Annotated in this window: 21 protein-coding genes; 13 read left to right on the forward strand and 8 right to left on the reverse strand. The window is 65.2% G+C overall.

The features are described 5' to 3' along the window. Nucleotides 1–486 precede the first annotated feature (486 nt). Nucleotides 487–1,257, reverse strand: coding sequence for an NlpC/P60 family peptidoglycan endopeptidase RipB (ripB, locus tag H7I57_RS31965; protein WP_011767882.1), 771 nt, complete (start codon nucleotides 1,255–1,257; stop codon nucleotides 487–489). 513 nt (nucleotides 1,258–1,770) lie between these two features. Here ripB and H7I57_RS31970 point away from each other — a divergent pair. From H7I57_RS31970 to H7I57_RS32010, 9 genes are all read left to right on the forward strand, one after another. Then, a complete protein-coding gene (locus tag H7I57_RS31970) occupies nucleotides 1,771–2,472 on the forward strand; it encodes an adenylate cyclase (protein ID WP_233211213.1) in 702 nt (233 codons plus the stop codon). A gap of 46 nt (nucleotides 2,473–2,518) precedes the next feature. Beyond that, the gene (locus tag H7I57_RS31975) at nucleotides 2,519–3,115 is read left to right on the forward strand and encodes a methyltransferase family protein (RefSeq protein WP_011767884.1); all 597 of its coding nucleotides are present in this window, start codon (nucleotides 2,519–2,521) and stop codon (nucleotides 3,113–3,115) included. A gap of 190 nt (nucleotides 3,116–3,305) precedes the next feature. Next, nucleotides 3,306–4,088 (forward strand): helix-turn-helix domain-containing protein, encoded by a 783-nt coding sequence (locus H7I57_RS31980; protein ID WP_011767885.1) that lies wholly within the window; start codon nucleotides 3,306–3,308, stop codon nucleotides 4,086–4,088. Between the two features lie 47 nt (nucleotides 4,089–4,135). Then, nucleotides 4,136–5,104, forward strand: a complete 969-nt coding sequence (locus H7I57_RS31985; RefSeq protein ID WP_011767886.1) for a sterol desaturase family protein — start codon at nucleotides 4,136–4,138, stop codon at nucleotides 5,102–5,104. 155 nt (nucleotides 5,105–5,259) lie between these two features. Further along, nucleotides 5,260–5,643 carry an ArsR/SmtB family transcription factor gene (locus tag H7I57_RS31990; protein WP_011767887.1) on the forward strand — a complete coding sequence of 128 codons (384 nt, stop codon included), beginning with the start codon at nucleotides 5,260–5,262 and terminating at the stop codon, nucleotides 5,641–5,643. After that, a complete protein-coding gene (locus H7I57_RS31995) occupies nucleotides 5,636–7,768 on the forward strand; it encodes a heavy metal translocating P-type ATPase (protein ID WP_011767888.1) in 2,133 nt (710 codons plus the stop codon). Before H7I57_RS31990 ends, H7I57_RS31995 begins: the two co-directional genes overlap by 8 nt. Before the next feature lie 33 nt (nucleotides 7,769–7,801). Further along, nucleotides 7,802–8,143, forward strand: a complete 342-nt coding sequence (locus H7I57_RS32000) for a DUF3703 domain-containing protein (protein ID WP_011767889.1) — start codon at nucleotides 7,802–7,804, stop codon at nucleotides 8,141–8,143. A gap of 77 nt (nucleotides 8,144–8,220) precedes the next feature. Next, nucleotides 8,221–8,721: a hypothetical protein gene (locus H7I57_RS32005; RefSeq protein WP_011767890.1), complete on the forward strand. Its 501-nt coding sequence runs from the start codon at nucleotides 8,221–8,223 to the stop codon at nucleotides 8,719–8,721. A gap of 781 nt (nucleotides 8,722–9,502) precedes the next feature. Continuing rightward, entirely contained in the window at nucleotides 9,503–11,890 is a 2,388-nt protein-coding gene (locus H7I57_RS32010; protein ID WP_011767891.1) for a heavy metal translocating P-type ATPase, read from the forward strand. A 51-nt stretch (nucleotides 11,891–11,941) separates the two neighbouring features. Here the strand turns inward: H7I57_RS32010 and H7I57_RS32015 are convergent, their stop codons facing one another. Next, nucleotides 11,942–12,355 (reverse strand): DUF302 domain-containing protein, encoded by a 414-nt coding sequence (locus H7I57_RS32015; RefSeq protein ID WP_011767892.1) that lies wholly within the window; start codon nucleotides 12,353–12,355, stop codon nucleotides 11,942–11,944. A gap of 219 nt (nucleotides 12,356–12,574) precedes the next feature. Between H7I57_RS32015 and H7I57_RS32020 the strand changes: the two genes are divergently transcribed. Next, a complete protein-coding gene (locus H7I57_RS32020) occupies nucleotides 12,575–13,288 on the forward strand; it encodes a DUF305 domain-containing protein (RefSeq protein WP_011767893.1) in 714 nt (237 codons plus the stop codon). Nucleotides 13,289–13,349: 61 nt separating this feature from the next. Here the strand turns inward: H7I57_RS32020 and H7I57_RS32025 are convergent, their stop codons facing one another. Further along, entirely contained in the window at nucleotides 13,350–14,495 is a 1,146-nt protein-coding gene (locus H7I57_RS32025) for a sensor histidine kinase (protein WP_011767894.1), read from the reverse strand. Further along, entirely contained in the window at nucleotides 14,492–15,232 is a 741-nt protein-coding gene (locus H7I57_RS32030) for a response regulator (RefSeq protein ID WP_011767895.1), read from the reverse strand. The genes H7I57_RS32025 and H7I57_RS32030 overlap by 4 nt, the downstream gene beginning before the upstream one ends. Before the next feature lie 126 nt (nucleotides 15,233–15,358). Between H7I57_RS32030 and H7I57_RS32035 the strand changes: the two genes are divergently transcribed. The 3 genes from H7I57_RS32035 (at nucleotide 15,359) to H7I57_RS32045 (ending at nucleotide 17,536) form a co-directional block, all read left to right on the forward strand. After that, a complete protein-coding gene (locus H7I57_RS32035; protein ID WP_041322078.1) occupies nucleotides 15,359–15,586 on the forward strand; it encodes a hypothetical protein in 228 nt (75 codons plus the stop codon). Continuing rightward, a complete protein-coding gene (locus H7I57_RS32040) occupies nucleotides 15,583–17,139 on the forward strand; it encodes a multicopper oxidase family protein (protein WP_011767897.1) in 1,557 nt (518 codons plus the stop codon). Before H7I57_RS32035 ends, H7I57_RS32040 begins: the two co-directional genes overlap by 4 nt. 142 nt (nucleotides 17,140–17,281) lie before the next feature. Then, nucleotides 17,282–17,536 carry an SHOCT domain-containing protein gene (locus H7I57_RS32045; protein WP_011767898.1) on the forward strand — a complete coding sequence of 85 codons (255 nt, stop codon included), beginning with the start codon at nucleotides 17,282–17,284 and terminating at the stop codon, nucleotides 17,534–17,536. Nucleotides 17,537–17,617: 81 nt separating this feature from the next. Here the strand turns inward: H7I57_RS32045 and H7I57_RS32050 are convergent, their stop codons facing one another. From H7I57_RS32050 to H7I57_RS32065, 4 genes are all read right to left on the reverse strand, one after another. After that, nucleotides 17,618–19,966: a heavy metal translocating P-type ATPase gene (locus tag H7I57_RS32050; RefSeq protein ID WP_011767899.1), complete on the reverse strand. Its 2,349-nt coding sequence runs from the start codon at nucleotides 19,964–19,966 to the stop codon at nucleotides 17,618–17,620. A 40-nt stretch (nucleotides 19,967–20,006) separates the two neighbouring features. Continuing rightward, nucleotides 20,007–20,249: a heavy-metal-associated domain-containing protein gene (locus tag H7I57_RS32055; protein WP_011767900.1), complete on the reverse strand. Its 243-nt coding sequence runs from the start codon at nucleotides 20,247–20,249 to the stop codon at nucleotides 20,007–20,009. Nucleotides 20,250–20,411: 162 nt separating this feature from the next. After that, nucleotides 20,412–20,705 (reverse strand): metal-sensitive transcriptional regulator, encoded by a 294-nt coding sequence (locus H7I57_RS32060; RefSeq protein ID WP_011767901.1) that lies wholly within the window; start codon nucleotides 20,703–20,705, stop codon nucleotides 20,412–20,414. Nucleotides 20,706–20,932: 227 nt separating this feature from the next. After that, the gene (locus tag H7I57_RS32065) at nucleotides 20,933–21,460 is read right to left on the reverse strand and encodes a pyridoxamine 5'-phosphate oxidase family protein (protein ID WP_011767902.1); all 528 of its coding nucleotides are present in this window, start codon (nucleotides 21,458–21,460) and stop codon (nucleotides 20,933–20,935) included. Nucleotides 21,461–21,555: the final 95 nt, after the last annotated feature.

The following is a 21,555-nucleotide window of genomic DNA, read 5'->3' on the forward strand; positions in this document are numbered from 1 at the left end:
GCGTGCACACAGATCACGCAAATCACCTCGAACGCGATCTATGTGCACATTCGACGCCCCGACCCCCTCGAAGCGTTACTGACCCACGCTCCTAGGTGATGTCCGAGACGAGGGACGGTCCGGCCGACGGTACGCGGCGGCGGCAAATCGACGACCTAGTGGTCGATGCTGTCGGCCCGACAGGTGTACCAGCGAGGAAATTCGTTACAGCTCACGCGGACGGAGTTCGTAATTGAGCGGGCACTACCCGACAGTCTGGGAGAACCAGCGACGTGCCGGCGACTTCAGAAGCGTCATGGGGGACTTGGCATTCCGGACCTCGGCCTGCATTCGGCGTGCATGTCGCAATCTTCGTCGCGAGCTCGATGGTGACTCGACCCGTCTGCGCTACCTCCGCACCGTCCGCGTTGGCTACCGTCTCGTCGGGTGATGCGGTCACGCGCGAAGGTGAACGGCTTGGCGCGCTTGCTGATTGGGCGATCTCGGTCAGCTCTCGATAATCCGTACGACGTACGGTGTCATCCCAGCGTGGCGCACTGGTGAGACTTTGATGGGAACGCCAGTTCGTTGCGCCTCGATCATCTGTCCTCCGCCCAAGTAGATCGCTTCGTGTTGACTTCCGCCGGGCCCCCAGAACAACAGGTCGCCGCGTTTAGCCTGAGAGGGAGGAACCTTTCGGCCGGCGTCGTACTGGTCGCCGGACCATCGCGGCAGCAGCACTCCGACGCCGGCGAAGGCGAACCGCGTAAGGCCTGAACAGTCAAAGCCGACGGTGTCCGCTCCCTGGTCGACGCCGCGGGTTGGGCCTGTGAGGCTTCCCCCACCCCAGGAGTAGGGGACACCGATTTGTGTTCCCGCTCGGCGGATGACGTACTCGATCGCTTGGGGACCATTAACGCGATTTCCGCGCACGCTCGTCGACGGATCTGCGGCAGGACTGACGATTCCCAGGCTGCTGAGGAAGTTGCGACCCATATTCATCGCCGTCTGCGTCGCCAAAGCCGTGGCCTGAAGCGATGCGTTCGCGATGGCGACCGGATCACCGGGAGCGCCTGCGCTCGGCAGCTTTGGAAGGAGGGGGTCCCAGGGACCGGCAGCAGGTTGGGCCGACGCGACCGGTGCACATGCGAGCAAAAGCAAGATAACGGTCGCGATAACTGCGGGGAGCCGTCGAGCGAGTCTCGCAATGCGGATCGCCGGGTCGGAACGGTCAGCGCCGGCAGGTGCTTCACCCTTGCCCCGGGCGTGTGATTCCATGTCTTCTCCTCGGTGCGCCGCGCGGCGAGCTACTCCCACGCGCCAATAGCGGGCTGAATCGCGAACGTGAGCGCGGCACAAATACGTACCTACTACGTAGGAAAGATAACTCACATTAGCCCCGTCAGTAACAGCAGTCACATAATTACAGAGGTGGAATTTGCCGCGCGGTTCGCTTCGGCGGGGCGACCGCTGGACGAAGACCGTTTCTACGGCCGGGGAAGAATGCGTGCGGGAAGGTTGCCGGGGTTGAAGGGAAGAGCGCCGAATGGACTGCGCAGCAACAGGTGTCAGCGGCGTTGGGCCGGGAGCCATGTCGGCTCGGTGTCGAGAACTGCGGTTGCTTAGCGGTTGGCATCCCCGGCCTTCATGGTTCGCCTCCACCGCGCCGCATTACCTACGCATAGACACATGCGCATATAACTATGTATTGTGAACTCATGACGAAAGCGGCGACACTGACGACGGTCACTGCGCCGAACCGCACGGCCCGGCCTACCGGGTTCGCGGACGGTGACACAGCTCAGGACGATGATGGCCAATGCAAGTGCTGAAACGACTTTCGACCATGCCGACACCAGTGGGGCCATCTTGTTCGCCGACATGTCTGGCGACACGGCACTCATCGAGATCCACGGCGATCACGTCGCCGCCCACTTCGCAGTCATGGTCAATGTAGCGCTGGGGCCCGGCGACGAGCTGATCAAGACGATGGGTGATGCCGTCATGGTCGCCAGTGCGGACGCGCCTGCCGCGCTGGCCTTCCTGCACCGATTGGGCGTTGCAGCGGGGCTTGCCATGGGCTTTCCGATGCTTTGTGCAGGGGTCAGCGCGGGAACGGTGGTGAGACGGCGCGGCGACGTCTACGGGACGACTGTGAACGCCGCGGCGAGGTTGGCCGCACTCGCCGCACCTGGGCTGATCGTTATCGGTCGCGACGTCGCCACGGCCGCCGCCGATCTCGGCCTTCCCCTCGCAGCACTCGGGCTGGTGAGCGTCAGAAACATGGCCAACCCGATGGAACTGTTCGCAGTGGACATCGGCGGGGAACACCAGCAGCACTTCGACCCGGTGTGCCGGCTACATGTCACCGCCGCGTCCGCCACTGTCACCCGAAGCCGTGACGGCCGAGCCTACCGTCTCTGCTCGACGGATTGCGCCGACCGATTCGACACACGGGCCGGATCTGCAAGCGAGTCTTCGGTCGCGCAGTAGTCACTGTTTGTCACACAACGGTTACGAAATGAATGGAGGGGCCAGGATGGCAACGGCGGCACTGGTGTTCTACGGAATGTTTATCGTTTTGGGGTTCGGGTGGCGTAGCTATCGGCAGTGGCGCCGCACTGGGTCCACGGGTATGCGTGGCTTCCATGGACGGCCGGGGTCGTTAGAGTGGCTTGCCGGTGCCGGCTTCGTGGTGGCAATTGTGGCGGGTGCGCTCGCGCCGATGCTCCAGGTAGCCGGTCTGCTGTCGCCTGTCGTCACGCTCGACGCCCCCTTATTTGCGGCGCTCGGGACGGTGGCGGCGGTGGTGGGTATCGCCGCGACATTGTGGGCGCAAGAGTCGATGGGTGACTCGTGGCGCATCGGCGTCGACGCCGGCGAAACCACCCGACTCGTCGAGGGTGGGATGTTTGGGTGGGTGCGCAACCCCATCTTCACCGCCATGCTGGTATTCGGCGCCGGCGTAGCGCTGATGGCACCAAATCCATTGGCGCTCATTGGCTTCGTCCTGTTGCTGACGTCGATCGAGTTGCAGGTCCGCTTCGTGGAGGAACCGTATCTGCATCGCACGCACAGCGAGCGCTACCGCGATTACGTCAGCCGCGTAGGACGCTTCGTTCCGCGCATCGGATGATCACCGGCCGGGGGACCGTCGGCTTGATGGCGCCTGTGCCCGTGAAAGCCACATCGCTGCGCGGTTGTCGTCGTGAGCGACGGCACACAACGGTGACCCGTTCCATGTGGAGCGACACGCCATCGAAGCCCGTTTCTCAGGAGTCGCGTCCGGCGATCATGACGACACCGACGCAAGGAAACCTCGAACGATGAGCCACCCGCACCCGGGTAGGTCCGCAGACGACGACGCCCAACCGCGATGGGGCGGTGCGGCGCTCCTCCGGCCCGGAGTGCTGGCGTTCGCCGGATCCATCGGCGCCACCGATACCCACGCTCACCACGCCGTGCAAATCATCACGGCGGCTACGCCATTGACGGTCACCGATGAGCAGGGGGCGTCACACACGGGCACGAAAGTGGTAGTGCCTGCCGACGCGGCCCATCGAATCCGGGCCGGCGCCCAGGACGGCACGGTGGTGTTCCTGGAGCCCGAATCAGCGCCGGGACGAGCTGCGCACCTACGCGCGATCGACTCCGGATGGGCCATCAGCTCGGCGCTCGCCTCTACTGCGCGCCGACCGCTTGCCACAGTGGTCGCCGAACTGGTGGCAGACCTATCACCCGTCACGTTCGAACACGATGTGCCGGCGCGACACTCCTCGGTCGATCATGCATTGCGGTTGCTGCCAGCTCTTGTAGCAGCCGGCCCCGTGAGGGGGGCCGAACTCGCGGCACGGGTGGGCCTTTCGGCGAGCCGCTTCACTCACCTGTTCACCGCGCAGGTCGGAATCCCGCTGTGGCGCTACGTGTTGTGGTCACGGCTGAGGGTTGCGATCACCCTGGTCCAAGGCGGGGACGACCTGACTGGCGCCGCGCACGGTGCAGGCTTCGCTGACAGTGCCCACCTCACTCGCACCACCCGCGAGATGTTCGGTCTGCCGCCCTCGGTGCTGAGTCGGCACGTGTCCTGGGACCTCGACCCCAGCAGCTAGCCGAATCATTCAAGCCCTGGCCCGGCGGCTACCGCGACGATCAAGGCATGAGTACAACTTCCCCTACGGCTTCGACGTCCACCACCGCGCTCCAGGCAGTGGCCCGCTACGGCTACGTGCCGTTCATGCTGATCGGCCTCAACGGCGCGGGCATCGCCGTGGCCGCCGCGGGCGCCCCAAAATTTTGGCTGGTCGCGATTCTGGCGGTTGCGATCGCCACGGGGTTCCTGGTGGAGCGGATCATTCCGTATGACCCGGAGTGGAACCACGATCGAGCCGATGGCACACGGGACCGCATCCACGTGGCGGTCAACGAGACCCTCATTCTGGCCAGCGTCGCCGCGATCCCGCTGCTCGCGGCCATCGTCCCCGCGCCCCGGTTGTGGCCACACAGTTGGCCATTCGTCGCGCAGGTTCTTACCGCGATCCTGGTCGCCGACTTTGGCATTACCGTGGTACATCTGGCCAGCCACAAGGTCGGCGTGCTGTGGCGCTTCCACGCGGTGCACCACAGCGTCACCCGCTTCTACGGCCTCAACGGCCTGATGAAACACCCGCTGCACCAAACCGTGGAGATGACCGCCGGCGTCGTTCCCCTGATCCTGATCGGGCTGCCCGTCGATGTCGCATCAGCCCTCGCCCTGGCCGTCGCGATTCAACTGCTGCTGCAACACTCCAACGCCGAGTACCGCATCGGCCCCGCCAAGTACGTCCTGGCCCTCAACGAAGGCCACCGATTCCACCACCTCAAATGGGCCGGCATCGGTGACGTCAACTTCGGGCTGTTCACCCTGGTGTGGGATCACCTCATGCGGACCTTCTCCTATGACCCCGCCCGACGATTCGATTCCACCCAGCTGGGTATGGCTGCCAAGCCTGATTACCCCAACAGCTATCTGCGCCAAATGATCTACCCATTCACTGGACGCGGCGGGTGTGCGTCGGAGGCCACCACGACGCCGAACGGCGCCACTCAGACGTCGACCCCCGACCCGGCCTCGAAGAATCGCTGCTGACCGGCTCATCGCGTGCGGCGACAAGAAGAAGGCTGCCTCGCTGGCAGCGCCCCGGCGACGTGCGGTGGCACTGCAGATTCTCCGACTCGGCCCCGTGTTGATCAGGATTGCGCAAGCCCTTCCACGGACATATCAACGTACTTTAGTATGTGGATATGACGGAGCCGGTGGACACTTGCGATCTCCTCTGTTTGGACCTGCCGCGCGCGGAGTCCATCCGGGCCACGGTTCCAGACCCCGCCACCATTCAAGCCGCCGCCGCGGCGGCGCGCGGCCTGAGCGATGCGACCCGGTTGTCCATTGCGGCCGCACTCGCCGCCGGTGACGAGCTGTGCGTTTGCGACATGGCCTGGGTGGTCGGACTGCCGCAGGGCTTGGTCTCACACCACCTGCGCCAACTCAAGAACGCGTCGCTGGTGTCCTCGCGGCGTCAGGGCAAGTTGGTGATGTACCAGCTGACCGAGCGTGGCCGCCAGCTGACCGACTCGGTGCTCGCCAGTGCGGTCGCGCTTACGGGGAAGGAATCCGATTGTGTCTGATGCGTGCTGCGGGCCGCGCGACGACGCCGAACTCGACGCAGGTCCCGAGAAGCTTTGGCAAGTAAGAGAGTTGCAGTTCGCGGTGCTCGCGGCGGTCCTGTTGAGCGTGGGCTGGATCGTGGGGCGGTTCGGCGGCTATGAGGGTGTCGTAGAAGCCGTCGAGCTGGCGGCTGTAGCCGCCGGCGCCATCACGTTCGTGCCGGATGCGGCCCGTAACCTGCGACACGGTCGCATCGGGGTTGGCACGTTGATGACGATCGCCGCGATCGGCGCAGTCGCTCTGGGCCAATTCGCCGAGGCAGCACTGCTCGGCATCCTGTTCTCAATCGCCGAAGGGCTGGAGCACTACGCCGTCAGCCGCACCCGCCGCGGGCTTCGCTCCCTGTTGTCTCTTGTGCCGCCGAAAGCCTCGGTGCTACGGCACGGCACCGAAACAACCGTGGCCCCCGGCGAACTCGTCGTCGGTGACGTCATGGTGATCCGGCCTGGTGAACGGGCCGCCACTGATGGCACCATTCGGTCCGGTCAGACGAGCCTGGATCTGTCGGCGATCACGGGCGAGTCGCTGCCCGTCGAAGCCGGCCCCGGCAGCGACGTGTTCGCCGGTGCCATCAACGGCGGTGGAGCGATCGAGGTGGAAGTCACCGCCCTGGCCGCCGACAGCTCATTAGCGCGCATCGTGCACATCGTCGAAGAAGCCCAAGAACGTAAAGGCGCCGGTCAACGACTGGCCGACAGGATCGCCCGTCCGCTGGTGCCGGCGATCATGGCGTTGGCCGCGGCCATCGCCGCGGTTGGCGCGGTGTTCGGTGACCCGATGCTGTGGCTGGAGCGGGCGCTGGTGGTGCTGGTGGCTGCCTCACCGTGCGCGCTGGCGATCGCCGTCCCGCTGACCGTGGTCGCGGCCATCGGGGCCGCCAGCCGCCATGGCGCCCTGATCAAGGGCGGCGCCGCAGTCGAAGAACTCGGCCGCATCAAGGTCGTCGCCCTGGACAAGACCGGCACCCTCACGCGCAACCAGCCCCGCGTCATCGACGTCATCACCACCGACGACTTCAGCGACGATGATGCCTTGAGGTGGGCAGCTGCGTTGGAGACACGCAGTGAACACCCACTCGCACAAGCGATTCTGACTGCCGCCGGTGATCCGCCGATCGCCAGCGACGTGACCGCAGTGCCCGGCCATGGTCTGCATGGTGAGCTCGACGGCTACCGGCTGCGCCTCGGTAAGCCCTCCTGGGTAACGCCTGGACCACTCGCCGACGACATCGAGCGGTTGCAGGCAGCCGGCGCGACCGTGGTGGTGCTGGCCCGAGACGAACAGCCGGTCGCCGCCATCGCGGTGCGCGATGAACTTCGCCCCGAAGCCGCCGACACCGTGCGGCTGCTTACACGCCTGGGCCTCACGGTGGCGATGCTCACCGGTGACAACGCCCGCACCGCCGAAGCAGTGGCCGCCGAGGCCGGCATCACGAACGTGCACTCCGAGCTGCTTCCCGAGGACAAAGCAGCTCTACTGCGAACCATTGCACAAGGCCGCCCCATCGCCATGGTCGGCGACGGCATCAACGACGCCCCCGCGCTGGCCACCGCCGACATCGGCATCGCCATGGGCGCCATGGGCACCGACGTCGCCATCGAAACCGCCGACGTCGCCCTGATGGGTGAAGACCTTCGCCACCTACCCCAGGTACTGGCCCACTCGCGGCGTGCCCGGGGAATCATGGTGCAGAACATCGCATTCTCGCTGGCCATCATCGCCGTCCTGATACCGCTAGCCGCATTCGGTGTCCTGGGCTTGGCCACCGTGGTCCTGATCCACGAAACCGCCGAAGTACTGGTCATCCTCAACGCCATCCGCGCCGCGCGCATCGCCGCCCTCCCTGGCGTGACAACGTCGTCGCCACGATCAACGACTCATGCCATCGACATCGGCCCGGCACCCACCCTCGACGACCCCTGCTGTGGTCCCCAACGGTCGACGCCGCCCTCAGCCACCAAACTCAACTCCCCATTGGTCGCGGCAGATGTTGCACCAAACGACCACGGATGTGACTGCTGCGCTCCCGCCGGACCTCCACTGGCCGACGACCCGACCGCATCCATAAGGGCCAACCACCGATAGCCCACCACTTTCCGCACGACAGGAGTCGACTCGATGCCACGAATTGGCGAGCGTGCCCGGCGGGTCTATCGAGGTGAGATGACCGCTGCGAAATATGCGACCAGCCCCGCGGCCAGGTGGCGACATCTGGAGCGCGCACACATTGTCTCGCAACCGGATCCGTGGCTACACACCTGCAGCCACGCCGCGATGCTGAGGTTGGCGCTAGGCCAGCACGACCGCCGCGAAGCCATCGGCCAGGTCCTACGCCTGATGGTCGCCGCCCCTGGCTCACTGACCGGCCGCTATCCCGTCGGCAACACCGGCCGCGTGACGGCCGGCCTCATGACACCCATGCCCATTCCCGACGACCTCGCCGCCCTCACCAACAGATGAAACCGACGGCGCCGCTTACCAAACGCCTGCCGGAACGACCCCGCTGGGCTGTCGCGGCCGCAACGGGGATCACCGCTGTGACGCTGGGCCTGGGATGGTGGGCCTTCGACCTACTGACAATGACGATCTTCACCGCCGGATTTGCCGGCGGCCTCCTGCTGTGGCTGTTCTTCCCCGCCGGCGGGCTCTGGGCAGATGTCCGAATGCCATTCTGGATTGCGTTGAGCCTCTTCCTACTTCACCGCGTCGAAGAAAAGCAGATGGAGTTCTTCGCGTTTCTGGCGACGGTTACCGGAACCTCCAAACCCTCCGCGACATCCCTGCCAGTCCTGCTGCTCGTCGCGGTGTCGGTTGGCGCTTGGCTGCTGACACCCATCCTGATGCGCCGCAACCACCCCCTAGGTCGTTACCTGGCCTGGACATTCTTCGCCTCCATGGGTCTGACTGAACTCGCTCACTTCGCCGTCTTTCCCTGGCTGAACCCCAGCGGAATCACTGCCTACGTCCCTGGAATGTGGACAGTCCTCGCTCTTGCTCCCGTCGCATGGTGGGGCATGTGGCGACTTGTTCGCGGCTGAGGGACGGGCGTCTTGACAACCCCGAAAGCGACATGCCGAGGCTGGCGTCATCCCAGATAAGGTCGGCCGCCAGAGCGACAGAAGGAGCGGATGCGCCCCGGTGGCCGCTATGCGTTGCGGCGCTTCGATAGTCGCGGCGTGCGGCGCGAACGATCGGTGCCATAACGCGACGCGGTGCGGCACGGCTGGGATCCGCCGCGGTGCAGGCAGCGCTGCTTGGCGACCAGCCCACGCCGTGGTGAGTCTGGCCCTCACCTGGAGGGGCGTGGCTGGTGTGTCGGCTGGGGGCAGGCTGGGCGGCGGTACGTGGCCGTAGCGGGCGGTGTCGCAACACGTTGTTTACGAACTTTCCCGACGCTGCGGCGGCTGGCAGCGCGCGTAGTCTCGATGGCGTGGGGGCTCATGACAGAGAGGCGACACCGCAGGCACCGGCGGCGATGCTGGCTACTTTGGGACATCCTCCGGCTGGGGGCGAGTTTCGCTGTAGTGGTGAAGCACGGCGGGCAGCACATCTGAACGTCGCCGAGCGCACCTGAGTCTCCTAGCCCGCGCGGCCATGTGGGCCGTCATGCTGGCTTTCGTCTCGGCCACAGGAAATTTTCGTTGCGTGTTGCGCGCAATCTTCATCGAATCTTTGTCGAACCAGCACTGCAGGCTTATCGATCACCGGAAGGGTGAGTGATTGAGATGACTAGCCTGACGGATGCGGGATGGGGATGGCGAGGACAGCGCAGGTCGCAGGACATCGGAGCCGCTCCGGTAACACTGAACGAGAGACGCTATGACGAAGTCGACGATTCTCGACGTACACGGATTGAACTGGGCAAGTTCGACGGCGGTGGTGGAGGCCACTCTGCTTAGACGTCCGGGCGTGACGTCGGTCGAAGCCAATGCGGTAAATCAAACGGCGACAGTTGTTTACGACCCGACGACGACCTCGGTCGCTGACCTGGCCGGGTGGATACGTGACTGCGGCTTCCACTGCGCGGGGCGGTCGGTGCCGGACCACGTCTGCGATCCGTCCGAGCCCCATCACCACCCATCGGCCACCCTGGACGAGCAGCCAACGTCGGCTCCGTCGCCGACAGCCGGGGAGGTGCATGCGCATGAGGCCGCGCCGGCACGAACTCCGCAAGAAGCGATGGGTCACGGCGGCGGACACGCCGGCATGTCGATGGATCACATGGTCCGCGATATGCGCAACCGATTCCTAGTAGCGCTCGCGTTGTCGATCCCGATCATGCTGTGGTCGCCGATGGGCCGCGACATGTTCGGGTTCACCGTGCCTGCGCCGTTCGGGCTCCGCGATGACGTGTTCACCCTGTTGCTGAGCCTGCCGGTCGTCTTCTACTCGGCGTGGATCTTCTTCGACGGTGCCTGGCGAGCGCTACGGGCCCGCACCTTGGACATGATGGTGCTCGTTGCCGTGGCGGTCGGCGCAGGCTGGCTCTACAGCCTCGGGGTGACGCTGACCGGCGGCGGTGAGGTGTTCTATGAGGCCGCCTCGGTGCTGACGGCGTTCGTCCTGTTGGGCCACTGGTTCGAGATGCGAGCTCGCGGTGGCGCGAACGATGCAATTCGCACCCTGCTCGAGCTGGCGCCCCCGGTGGCAGTTGTGCTGCGCGACGGTGAGCCGGTGGAAACTCCCACCGCCGAGGTGGCAGTGGGTGACCTCCTGCTCATCCGCCCAGGTGCCAAGATTCCCGTCGACGGCACGGTGGCCGAGGGAACGTCAGACGTCGACGAGTCGATGGTCACCGGGGAAAGCCTGCCGGTGTCAAAGGCGCCGGACTCGAAGGTGATTGGCGCCTCGATCAACACCACCGGCACGTTGCGGGTCCTGGCTACGAAGGTCGGCTCCGACACGGTCTTGGCTCAGATCGTCGCGATGGTTCAGGAAGCGCAGAACTCCAAAGCCCCAGGGCAGCGGTTCGCCGACCGGGCAGCGTTCTGGCTGGTTCTGGTGGCGCTGATCGGCGGCACTGCCACCTTCCTAGTGTGGTGGGCGGTCGGCGCCGGTGTCCAGACCGCGTTGCTGTTCGCCATCACCGTCGTGGTCATCACCTGTCCCGATGCGCTGGGACTCGCGACTCCGACCGCGATCATGGTGGGCACCGGGTTGGGCGCCAAGCGGGGAGTGTTGTTCAAGAATGCGACCGCGCTGGAGACGTCGGCGCGCATCGATACCGTCGTCATGGACAAGACCGGCACGTTGACCAAGGGCGAGCCTGAAGTGACCGACGTCGTCGTCGACGGCATTCCAGAGGATCAAGTACTCGCCATGGTGGCTGCGGTCGAAACTGAGTCCGAGCATCCGCTGGCGGGGGCGATCGTGCGTTACGCGGCCGCGCACGGGATCGCTTCGGCGTCACTGACTGGTTTCCGTAACGTGCCCGGTCACGGAGCTGTCGCGACGGTAGATGGGCGCCGCGTTGCCGTCGGCAATCGCAAGCTGATGGTCGAGGAGGACGTCGAGTTCGGCGTGTTGATGCAACGCCGCGACGAACTCGCCGCCAGCGGACGCACGGCGGTCTTGGTAAGCGTCGACGGCCGGGGAGTCGGTGTCATCGCCTTGGCAGACGCCGTGCGCGAGACGTCTGCCGAAGCGGTGTCCGCGCTGCACGACCTCGGTGTCGAGGTGGTCATGCTCAGTGGCGACAACCAGGCCACCGCCGATCGCATCGCCGCGCAACTGGGAATCGACACGGTGATCGCCGAGGTGCTGCCCGGTGACAAGGCAGCCAAGATCGCTGAGCTGCAACGACAGGGCAAGAAGGTCGCCATGGTCGGTGACGGCGTCAACGACGCACCGGCGCTGGCCCAAGCTGATCTCGGCGTGGCTATCGGTGCAGGCACCGACGTCGCCATCGAAACCGCAGATCTGGTGTTGATGCGATCAGACCCGCTCGATGTCGCGATCGCGCTGCGGATCGGCCGGGGCACGCTACGAAAGATGCGGCAGAACCTTGGTTGGGCGGTCGGCTACAACGTGATCGCATTGCCCATCGCGGCTGGGGTGTTCGTACCTTCGCTCGGCTTGGTGCTGCGGCCCGAGATCGCTGCCCTCTCCATGTCAGGTTCCAGCTTCATCGTGGCCGTCAATGCGTTGATGCTGAAGAGATTGAAGCTTCCCGTACCGGCGTCAGCAGAGGCGGGCGCCACGTCGTGACGCTCCGCGTGCCGTCGCTGTTCTGTCCGGTGCTGTCAGGGGTGTGAGGGACTAGGCGGGTGTGGCCGCGGTCTGCAGTGAGTCGATGGCGGCCTGCATCTTTCGCGTCACTTCGTCGGCGATGTCACGCAAAGCCGGCTCGCCGGTCACCTCCACCAGTATCTGCGGGTTCATCGCCTCGACGATGACAGAGGTGTCGTCTGCACGGTCGGCTCGGACAACGACGTTGCAGGGCAGCAGCAGGCCGATTTGACGGTCCACATTCACTGCCCGGTGAGCCAATGGTGGGTTGCAGGCACCCAGAATGAGGTACTCCTCCACGTCCTCGCCCAGCTTCGCCTTGAGAGTCGCCTTCATATCGATCTCGGTCAGGACGCCAAAACCCTGCTCTGTCAGGGCGGCTCGGGTGCGCGCAACGGCGTCGGCGAACGACGTGTGCAGCGCTGTCGACAGTGCGATGGTCATGCGGTCCTCTCAATGGTCCTGTGGGGCGAACACAGCCAAGGCTGCGCCGCGGACCTCCCGACGCCAAGGGCGGTTGCCGTTCTTTATCGAATCTTCATAGAACGACTAGTCGGGCCATACCGGCGCCGCGAATGCTCGAAGACAGGTCGGGATACCCGCGCGTCAACTGGGCGCGCTGCAGCCGCATCGACCGTGAGACCCAGGAAGGGACTTGTTGTGATGAAGAGGAAGACGCTGGCCGTCGGTGCGGCCACCTTGGCGGCGCTGGTCACCGTTGGTGCATGTAGTGATACCAGCACTACGCAGGGAGATTCGTCGTCGTCGGTGTCGGCGCCCTCGTCGACATCGGCCACCGAAGCCCACAATCAGGCTGATGCCATGTTCACCCAGCACATGATCCCGCATCACCAACAGGCCATCGAGATGAGCGACATGCTGCTGGGTAAGCAGGGAATCGACCCGCGAGTGGTGGACCTGGCCAAGCAGATCAAAGCTGCTCAGGGGCCCGAGATCGAACAGATGCAGGCCTGGCTCACGCAGTGGGGCATGTCCACGATGCCGATGATGCCCGGGATGGACGGCATGCCCGGTCACAGTGGGATGCCCAGCGCCAGTGCCGCGCCCAGCGAATCCGGTACGCCGACTCAATCGATGATGCCTGGAATGCCGGGCATGCCCGGTATGGGTGATATGCCGGGGATGGAGGGCATGATGTCCGAGGAGGACATGGCCGCATTGCAAAACGCCCAGGGGGTGGAAGCCTCCAAGTTGTACCTGACGCAGATGGTCAAGCATCACGAGGGTGCAATTACTATGGCGCAGAATGAGATCAAGGACGGCCAGTTCCCCGATACGGTCGCGTTGGCACGCTCGATCGTCACCAGCCAGCAGCAGGAGATCGACACCATGAACAAGATCCTGGCCTCGTTGTAGAAGTCAGGGCATGGCTGCGTGTCGCGCGAGTCATGTTTCATGACAGCGTTGTCGAGTTCGATTAGTGGTCATGGCGGTCCGTGCGTGCGGGTAGCTCGATGGTGAAGGTGCTGCCCAGGCCTGGTCCGCGGCTGGCCGCAGTGATGCGGCCGCTGTGGGCTTCGGTGAGTGCTTTGGCGATGGCCAACCCGATCCCCGCGCCGCCGTGGCTTCGATCGCGGGCCACATCGGCGCGGTAGAAGCGTTCGAACACGTGCGGGAGGTGCTCGGCAGCGATGCCATCACCATTGTCGCGCACGGTGATGATCACTTCGCCGGGCTTTGCCGCCGCGTCGACCTCGACGCGGCCTCGCGCGGGGGTGTGGCGCAGAGCGTTGTCGAGAAGGTTCCCGATCACCTGTGCGAGGCGCAGAGGGTCTACCCACACCTCGGGCAGCGGGTTCGCGGCATCGAAGGTCAGCGCGACATCCTTCTGGGCGTATCGGTCGGCTGCGGCAGACACGGTGGTGACGATCGCGGCCTGGGGGTCGATCCACTGCGGTGTGACCGCGCCGGGACCTTCCTCGGCTTGAGCGAGCGCGGCGAAGTCATCGGAGAAGCGCACCAGCCGGCTGGCTTGATCGTTGAGCACGGCAACCGTCTCGGGGTCAAGGGTTTTCACTCCGTCCTCGACGGCCTCGATGTAGGCCTTGAGTACCGAGACGGGTGTCCTAATCTCGTGGGCGAGGTCACCGAAGAGTTGGCGCCGGGTGGTCTCGACCGATTCGAGCCGTTCGGACATCCGATTGAACGCGCGGGACAGGTTCGCGAAATCCTCCCCCAAGCGCAGCGGCGACACACGGATGTCATAGCGGCCGTCGGCGACTGCAGTGGCGGCCGATGCGACCTCGGCGATGGAGTGCTGCAGGCGACGGCTGAAGTACCAGGTCACAAACAGGGCGGTCAATGCGGCTACGCCGATCGCCACCGCGATGGAGATTGCGGTGGCGTACCGGTAGGCCTCCTCGGCGTGGAACTGTTCATTGGATGAGTGAGGAAGTCCGGCGCGGTTCAGGTGTTCTCGGAACAGCGGTGGACCGACGATGACGGCGACGACCCCGGTGGTTGCGCCGCCGGCGAGGAGCACCAAGGCTTGCGCCAGCAGGAGTCGCGCCCCGACTCCAGGACTGCGCCGCGACCTGGGTTGAATGCTCGTGTCTGTCCTCATTGGCCGCTTCCCATTCGGTATCCGACTCCGCGGACGGTGATCACGTAGCGGGGACCGGCGGGGTCATCCGACAATTTGCGGCGCAGATGTCCGATGTGGACGTCGACTAGATGTTTGTTTCCGCCCCAGGAGTCTCCCCAGACGGCCTCGAGGAGTTGGCGGCGGCTGAAGACCACGGCCGGTCGCGACGATAACGCGGCCAAGATGTCGAACTCGGTGCGGGTGAGCAGAACTGGTTCGTCGTCGATGAATACCTGTCGGCCCGCAACGTCGATGGACAACGGCCCGAAGGCCCGCGGCGGGGGTTCGTCGGCCGCGGTCGCAGCACTGGTCGGCGTTGCGACGGTGCGAGGCCGGCGCAACATGGCGCGGATCCGCGCGACCAGTTCGCGGGGACTGAAAGGTTTGGTGACATAGTCGTCGGCACCGACCGACAGGCCCACGATGGTGTCCATTTCGGTATCGCGTGCGGTCAGCATCACCACGTAGGCATCGGAGAACGTGCGAAGTTGGCGGCATACCTCCACGCCGTCGATGCCCGGCAACGCGAGGTCCAAGATGACCACGTCCGGGTCGATCTCACGGGCCTGCGCCAAGGCGTCCGCTCCGCTGTGGGCGAGGCTGACGTCAAACTGCTCGCGTCGGAGGTAGCTCGCCACGACTTCGGCCAGCGGTACCTCGTCGTCGACCACCAACGCTCGATAACCCGCAGAAGGGGTGGCCGCAGGCTTGTCCATGTCCTCATCGTGCCGCCCCGAAGGGATTCAGGAACCCGCGACCCAGGTCTTGAGCGAATCTTCATAAAACCATCGTCGATTCGCTACTCGACCGCACGAGTGTGGAACGCGAAGGAGGTGACCCCGATGACGTGGTGGAACGAAGCCGGCGCTCTGTGGGGGTGGGCTGGCTGCCTGCTGGCAATGATGATGCTGGTTGCGTTCTGGGGAGCCGTGATCGCCGCGCTGGCGGCACTGCTCGGGGGGAAGACACCGCAGCGCCGCCAGGACATTGAAATCCAGCGCGACGCTCCGTTGCCCGGCCTCACCGCCGCCGATTGCGTCGCGACGACGAACCCCCCGCAACGACCATGAACGGTCAGAGCGTCGGCACGACGATATTGACACGACGCACGTTTCTCGCGGCCACCCTCGCTGCCAGTACCGCCGCCATGGCTGCGTGCGGAAAGCCCACAAGTGTCAACCCGGCTACGGATCCGATCGGCGCCGCCGAAGCCGCGCGGCCCCACACCGGGCGCACTGTCACTGCGGCGTTGACACCTGGGCCGGCGGACATCGATCTGGGCGGACCCGTCGCCCGCACACTGGCGTACAACAACATTGTTCCCGGACCGTTGATCCGCGCCAACGTCGGCGACGAACTGGCGATTAGCGTCACCAACGGTCTGAACCACCCGTCTTCGCTGCACTGGCATGGCATCGCGCTGCGCAACGATATGGATGGGGCAACGCCGGCGACCCCGAACATCGACCCGTCCTCGAACTTCACTTACCGGTTTTCTGCGCCTCATCCCGGTACCTACTGGGCGCATCCGCACACCGGCCTCGACGCCGACTACGGACTCTACGCGCCGGTCATCATCGACGATCCGGCCGAACCGGGAGGCTACGACGCCGAGTGGATCGTGGTGCTCGATGACTGGACCGACGGCATCGGCTCCAGTCCGCAGCAGCTCTACGAGGGGCTGCGTCCCATCTCGGGAGTCGGCGGCCACTCGGGTGGCATGCCAGGCATGCCCGGCATGCCCGGCATGCCCGGCATGAGCGGAACACCTGGAATGCCAGGGGTTCCCGGTGTCGGCGGCGTGGGCGCGAGCCCGCTTCTCGGGGGCGACGCGGGTGACGTCAGCTACCCCTTCTACCTGGCGAACGGTCGTATTCCGGCGGCACCGACCACTCTCACCGCTCGCCCTGGGCAGCGGATAAGGATGCGGATCATCAACGCCGCGTCCGATACCGCTTTTCGGGTCGCGTTGGCCGGGCATCGGATGACCGTCACCCACACCGACGGCTTCCCTGTGGTGCCGACCGAGGTGGACGCGCTTCTGATCGGCATGGGTGAGCGCTATGACGTGCTCATCACCACCGGTGACGGCGTGTTCTCCTTTGTCGCTTCGGCCGAAGGGAAGAACGCGCTCGCGCGAGCCATACTGTCGACCGGTGCCGGTGCCGCACCCGATCCGACGTTCATGCCACCCGAACTGCAGCGCCGGGTCGGCACCGTCGGCGTGTTCACCGCCGCGCCCGAGGCGGTATTGGATGTCAGCAGGGCCGATGTCGCTCTGTCGGCCCGGCTTTCCGGTTCCATGGCGTCCTACGACTGGACGATCAACGGCAGACCGTTCGAAGACACCGTCCCACTGACTGTGAGGCAAGGCCAGAAGGCGACGTTGACCTTCGCCAATACCACCATGATGTGGCATCCCATGCACCTGCACGGCCACACCTTTCAAGTGATCAAGCCGGACGGGACTCCGGGCCCACGCAAGGACACCGTCATCGTTCTGCCGATGCAGGAGCTGACGGTGGCGCTCGCCGCCGACAACCCGGGCGTCTGGATGATGCACTGCCACAACACCTATCACCAGGAAGCCGGCATGATGACGAGCCTGAACTACTCGCCCTAGCCCGGTGCCGCGCCCTTCGCACGGTCAGCGGCAATGAGGCCCAAAGACCTTGAAGCGCAGTGCTCTTGACTCTGTCGGGACGAGACGCAAACCGTAAGACTGTGGCCGATCGGCCACGGATACATCAAGAGGAGGAACGGTCATGATGTTTTGGTACGACCACGACATGGGTTGGTGGGGATACGCGGGGATGGGCGTCGGGATGGTGCTGTTCTGGGGCTTGATCATCGTCGGTATCGTCGCTCTGATCAGATACACGACGGGCAGCTCACAAGCGCCACGCGGTGACGCGCCCACAGCCGAACAACTGCTAGCGGCGAGATTCGCCAGTGGCGAGATCGACGAAACGCAGTACCGCGAACGATTGGCGATTCTGCGCGAGGCTGTCCGCCGATAACTGACGCCAGCACCCAAGCCCGCGGCGGGGGAGTCCCGCGCCGCGGGCGTATTTGCTGAGCGTGAGGTGCCCAGCCTGGGGTTATGGTGCGGTGTGGGCCCTGCGGTACTCGTCGCCCCCTGGCGGCACTGTCGCAACGTGGACGTCTTCCGTCTGCCCAGGGGATGCGCTGCTGGTGAACCGGCGAAGCCGCAGGCTGTTGCTGACCACGAAGACCGAGCTGAAGGCCATTGCGGCGCCGGCGATCAGCGGATTGAGTAGGCCCAGCGCCGCTAAGGGAAGTGCGGCGACGTTGTAGGCGAAGGCCCAGAACAGGTTTCCCTTGATGGTCCGCAGGGTTGACCGGGCCAATCGAATGGCGTCGGCGGCTGCGCGCAGATCACCACGTACCAGTGTCAGGTCGGATGCCTCGATGGCGACGTCGGATCCGGTGCCCATCGCCAGGCCCAGATCGGCCTGTACCAGTGCGGCGGCATCGTTGACGCCGTCGCCGACCATGGCGACGGTTCGCCCCTGCGCTTGCAGGCTTTTGATGGTGTCGACTTTGCCGGCAGGGAGGACCTCGGCGATCACGTCGTCGGCGTCGATACCGACCTCTGCGGCGACTGCGAGGGCGGCGCGCCGATTGTCGCCGGTCAGCAGAAACGGACGTAGGCCGAGCTTGCGGAATTGGCCGATGGCGTCCGCGGAGGTGCGCTTCACCGTGTCGGCCACGACGATCACGCCGCGCACCGCCCCGTCCCACGCCACCCACACTGGGGTGTGGCCCTGGGACTCAGCGTGTTCGGCGGCGGAGGCGAGGTCGTCGGGGGCTGTCAGCGACCAGTCGTCATTAAGCCAGCTGAGCCGTCCAACCAGGACCGCATGGCCGGCGACGACGCCGCTGACGCCGTAGCCGTTGTGGTTGGAGAAGTCTTCGACCGCTGGCAACGCGCCGCCGGCGGAGGCCGAAGCGGCGATCGCCTCGGCGATGGGGTGTTGAGACGCGCTCTCCAAGGCTCCCGCGAACTCGAGGAGCTCGTCGGAGTTCTGGCCTGCGCCCGGGTACACCCCCACGAGACTCATGCGGCCGGTGGTGACGGTTCCGGTCTTGTCGAGCACGATGGTGTCGACCCGGCGGGTGGACTCGAGCACCTGCGGCCCTTTGATCAGGATGCCCAGTTGGGCGCCGCGGCCGGTGCCGACCATGAGGGCCGTGGGGGTGGCCAGACCGAGCGCGCACGGGCAGGCGATGATCAGGACGGCGACCGCCGCGGTGAACGCGACTGTCGCCGAATGGCCGGTGAGCAGCCAGACAGCCAGCGTTGCCACCGACAGCGCCAGGACGATGGGCACGAAGACCGCCGAGACCCGGTCGGCCAGGCGCTGTACCGATGCCTTGCCGTTCTGGGCGTCTTCGACCAGGCGCGCCATCTGCGCGAGTTGGGTGTCGGCGCCGATTCGGGTGGCGCGGACGAGCAGTCGCCCACCGGCGTTGACGGTGGCACCGGTGACGTGGTCGCCGGGACGGACCTCGACGGGCACGGATTCCCCGGTGAGCATCGATGCGTCGACCGCTGATGCGCCGTCGGTCACCACCCCGTCGGTGGCGATCTTCTCACCCGGTCGCACCACGAACACGTCTCCGACGCTAAGTTCTGCTGTTGGAATGCGGATTTCGGTACCGTTGCGCACGACGGCGACGTCTTTGGCGCCCATGTCGAGCAGGGCCCGCAGCGCGGCACCGGATCGTGTCTTGGCGCGCGCCTCGAAGTAGCGGCCGGCCAGAATGAACACCGTCACCGCGGCGGCGACTTCGAGGTAGATGTGCTCGGTCTCGGAACCCGCGTCGGGTAGCAGACTGAAGGCCATCCTCATCCCCGGCATGCCGGCGTGTCCGATGAACAGCGCCCACAGTGACCACAGGTACGCGGCGCTGACGCCCAGTGAGATCAGGGTGTCCATCGTGGCGGCGCGGTGACGGGCGTTGGCCCAGGCTGCGCGATGAAACGGCAGGGCGCCCCACACCACGACGGGAGAGGCCAAGGTCAGCGCGAGCCATTGCCAGTTGGTGAATTGCAGCGCGGGGATCATCGACATCGCGATCACGGGCACCGTCAGCACCAGGGAGATCAGCAATCGGCTCCGCAAGGAGTCGGCTTCGCCCGCGTCCCGGCCGGAATCGGTCGGGGCCGCGTCGTTCGGCGCCGCGGGGGCGGTTGCGGTGTAGCCGGTCGCTTCCACCGCGGCGATCAACACTGCCGGATCGACGGAGTTGGGGTAGTCCACCTTGGCCTTTTCGGTCGCGTAGTTGACGCTGGCCTCGACCCCATCGATCTTGTTCAGTTTCTTTTCGATCCGGGCTGCACACGATGCACAGGTCATCCCGCCGATCGACAACTCGATGCTGTGGGGTTGATCGACACCGACGACGTGATTCGGCAGGCTCATGCTCTGTCCTTTGGTTCGGGTACGGCGCAGGGTCGAAGCGCTAGCGAGGTTGATCGTTGGATAGGCGGTAGTCGCCGGCCTCATCGAGTGCGGAGGTGATCTGCGCTGTGGTCAGTGGTGTGTCGCTGGAAACCGTCACTGTGGATATGCCGCCGGCAACCAGATCGACATGAACGTCGGTGACACCGGCGAGTGCACCGAGTTCTGCGCTCACCGCGGCGACGCAGTGGCTGCAGGTCATGCCGGTCACGGAGTAGGACTTGGTGGTTGTGGTGGTGCTCATGGCGTTCTCCTCGAGCGTTGCTGGTGGGCGTGTGTCCGAGGACCTCGGTGCGCAGCAACTGCAGCCCGAGGAGGTGGACGGGACCAGGGGCAGGGTGACGATGAGCTGTCGGGTCATTTCTGTCCACTTTCGCTTGCGGGATGGGCGGTTTCGGATGTGTGCTCAGGAGCGGACGAGCCGCGCGATTGCTGCCGAGGCTTCATTGATCTTCTGCTCGGCCATGTCGCCGCCCTGGTGGATTGCGTCACGGACGCAGTGGGACAGATGTTCGTCTAGAAGCGACAACGCCACCGACTCCAACGCTTTGGTTGCCGCCGATATCTGGGTGAGCACGTCAATGCAGTAGGCGTCCTCGTCGACCATGCGCGCAAGGCCGCGGACCTGCCCCTCGATTCTGCGCAGTCGCTTGAGATGTGCGTCCTTCGAGGCTGTATACCCGGGTGTCGCCGTATCCATGACTCCTCCTCCCTAATACCCCATAGGGGTATAAGAAGCAATATACCCCTATGGGGTATCAATCTGTCAAGGGGCCAACGTCACCAGAAGTGCGACGGATACCTCAGCTGCATAACCGGGCCCGCCCGCGTGGGCGTCGAGGGTGTGCAATTCAGCGCGCCGACTGGCCCTCCCGCGTGCGGCGCATCAGCCCGCCGCATGATCATCAAGCCGACCCGCCCCGTTGCTCATGGGTTCCCGCGCGGGTCGATTACTTTGGCCGCACCTGATTCCATGTGATTCCTGAGCTGCCAGATGTTGGAGCCGACCATGTAGGTGTTGATCGCAGGATCTGGTGTGATCTTCAAGAAGCAGATTCGCGTTTCGCCGCGGCGGTAAGACTCTTCGTAAGCCTTGAGGATTCGGCGGCCTATCCAGAACTGGCGGAAGGCATCCCGCCCTTCGTCGTCAGTCCAGTCGAGGATCTTCGCGTGTCCGCTCAACTGGAGGGTTGCTGGTGGGAGGAACCACAGGAGCCGCCTCGGCAGCGGAACCACGAGCGAGACCCGCGGATGCCGCACGACATTGCGCGCCTTCTTCAGGTGCCGGCGGGTCATAACGAAGATGGAGATGGCACCGCCGAGCTCAGACACGCGGTAGTTGACTCCCGCTGAGCACGGTTTGCCCTCTTCGTCAGTCGTCGAAAGTACCGCAAACGTTCGCTTCCGTAGATGGCCGAGAACCAGCTCGAACGTGACAGGGTGATCCTTCACCATGACGCCCGGCGACTCGGTGACCGACGAAGCGCGGTATTCATGTGCACCCGCCGACCCATGTGTTCCGGGACTTGTTGGAAAGAGCCCGTGGCGTG

It is taken from the genome of Mycolicibacterium pyrenivorans (assembly GCF_025821625.1).
In the GTDB taxonomy this organism is placed as follows: Bacteria; Actinomycetota; Actinomycetes; order Mycobacteriales; family Mycobacteriaceae; genus Mycobacterium; species Mycobacterium pyrenivorans.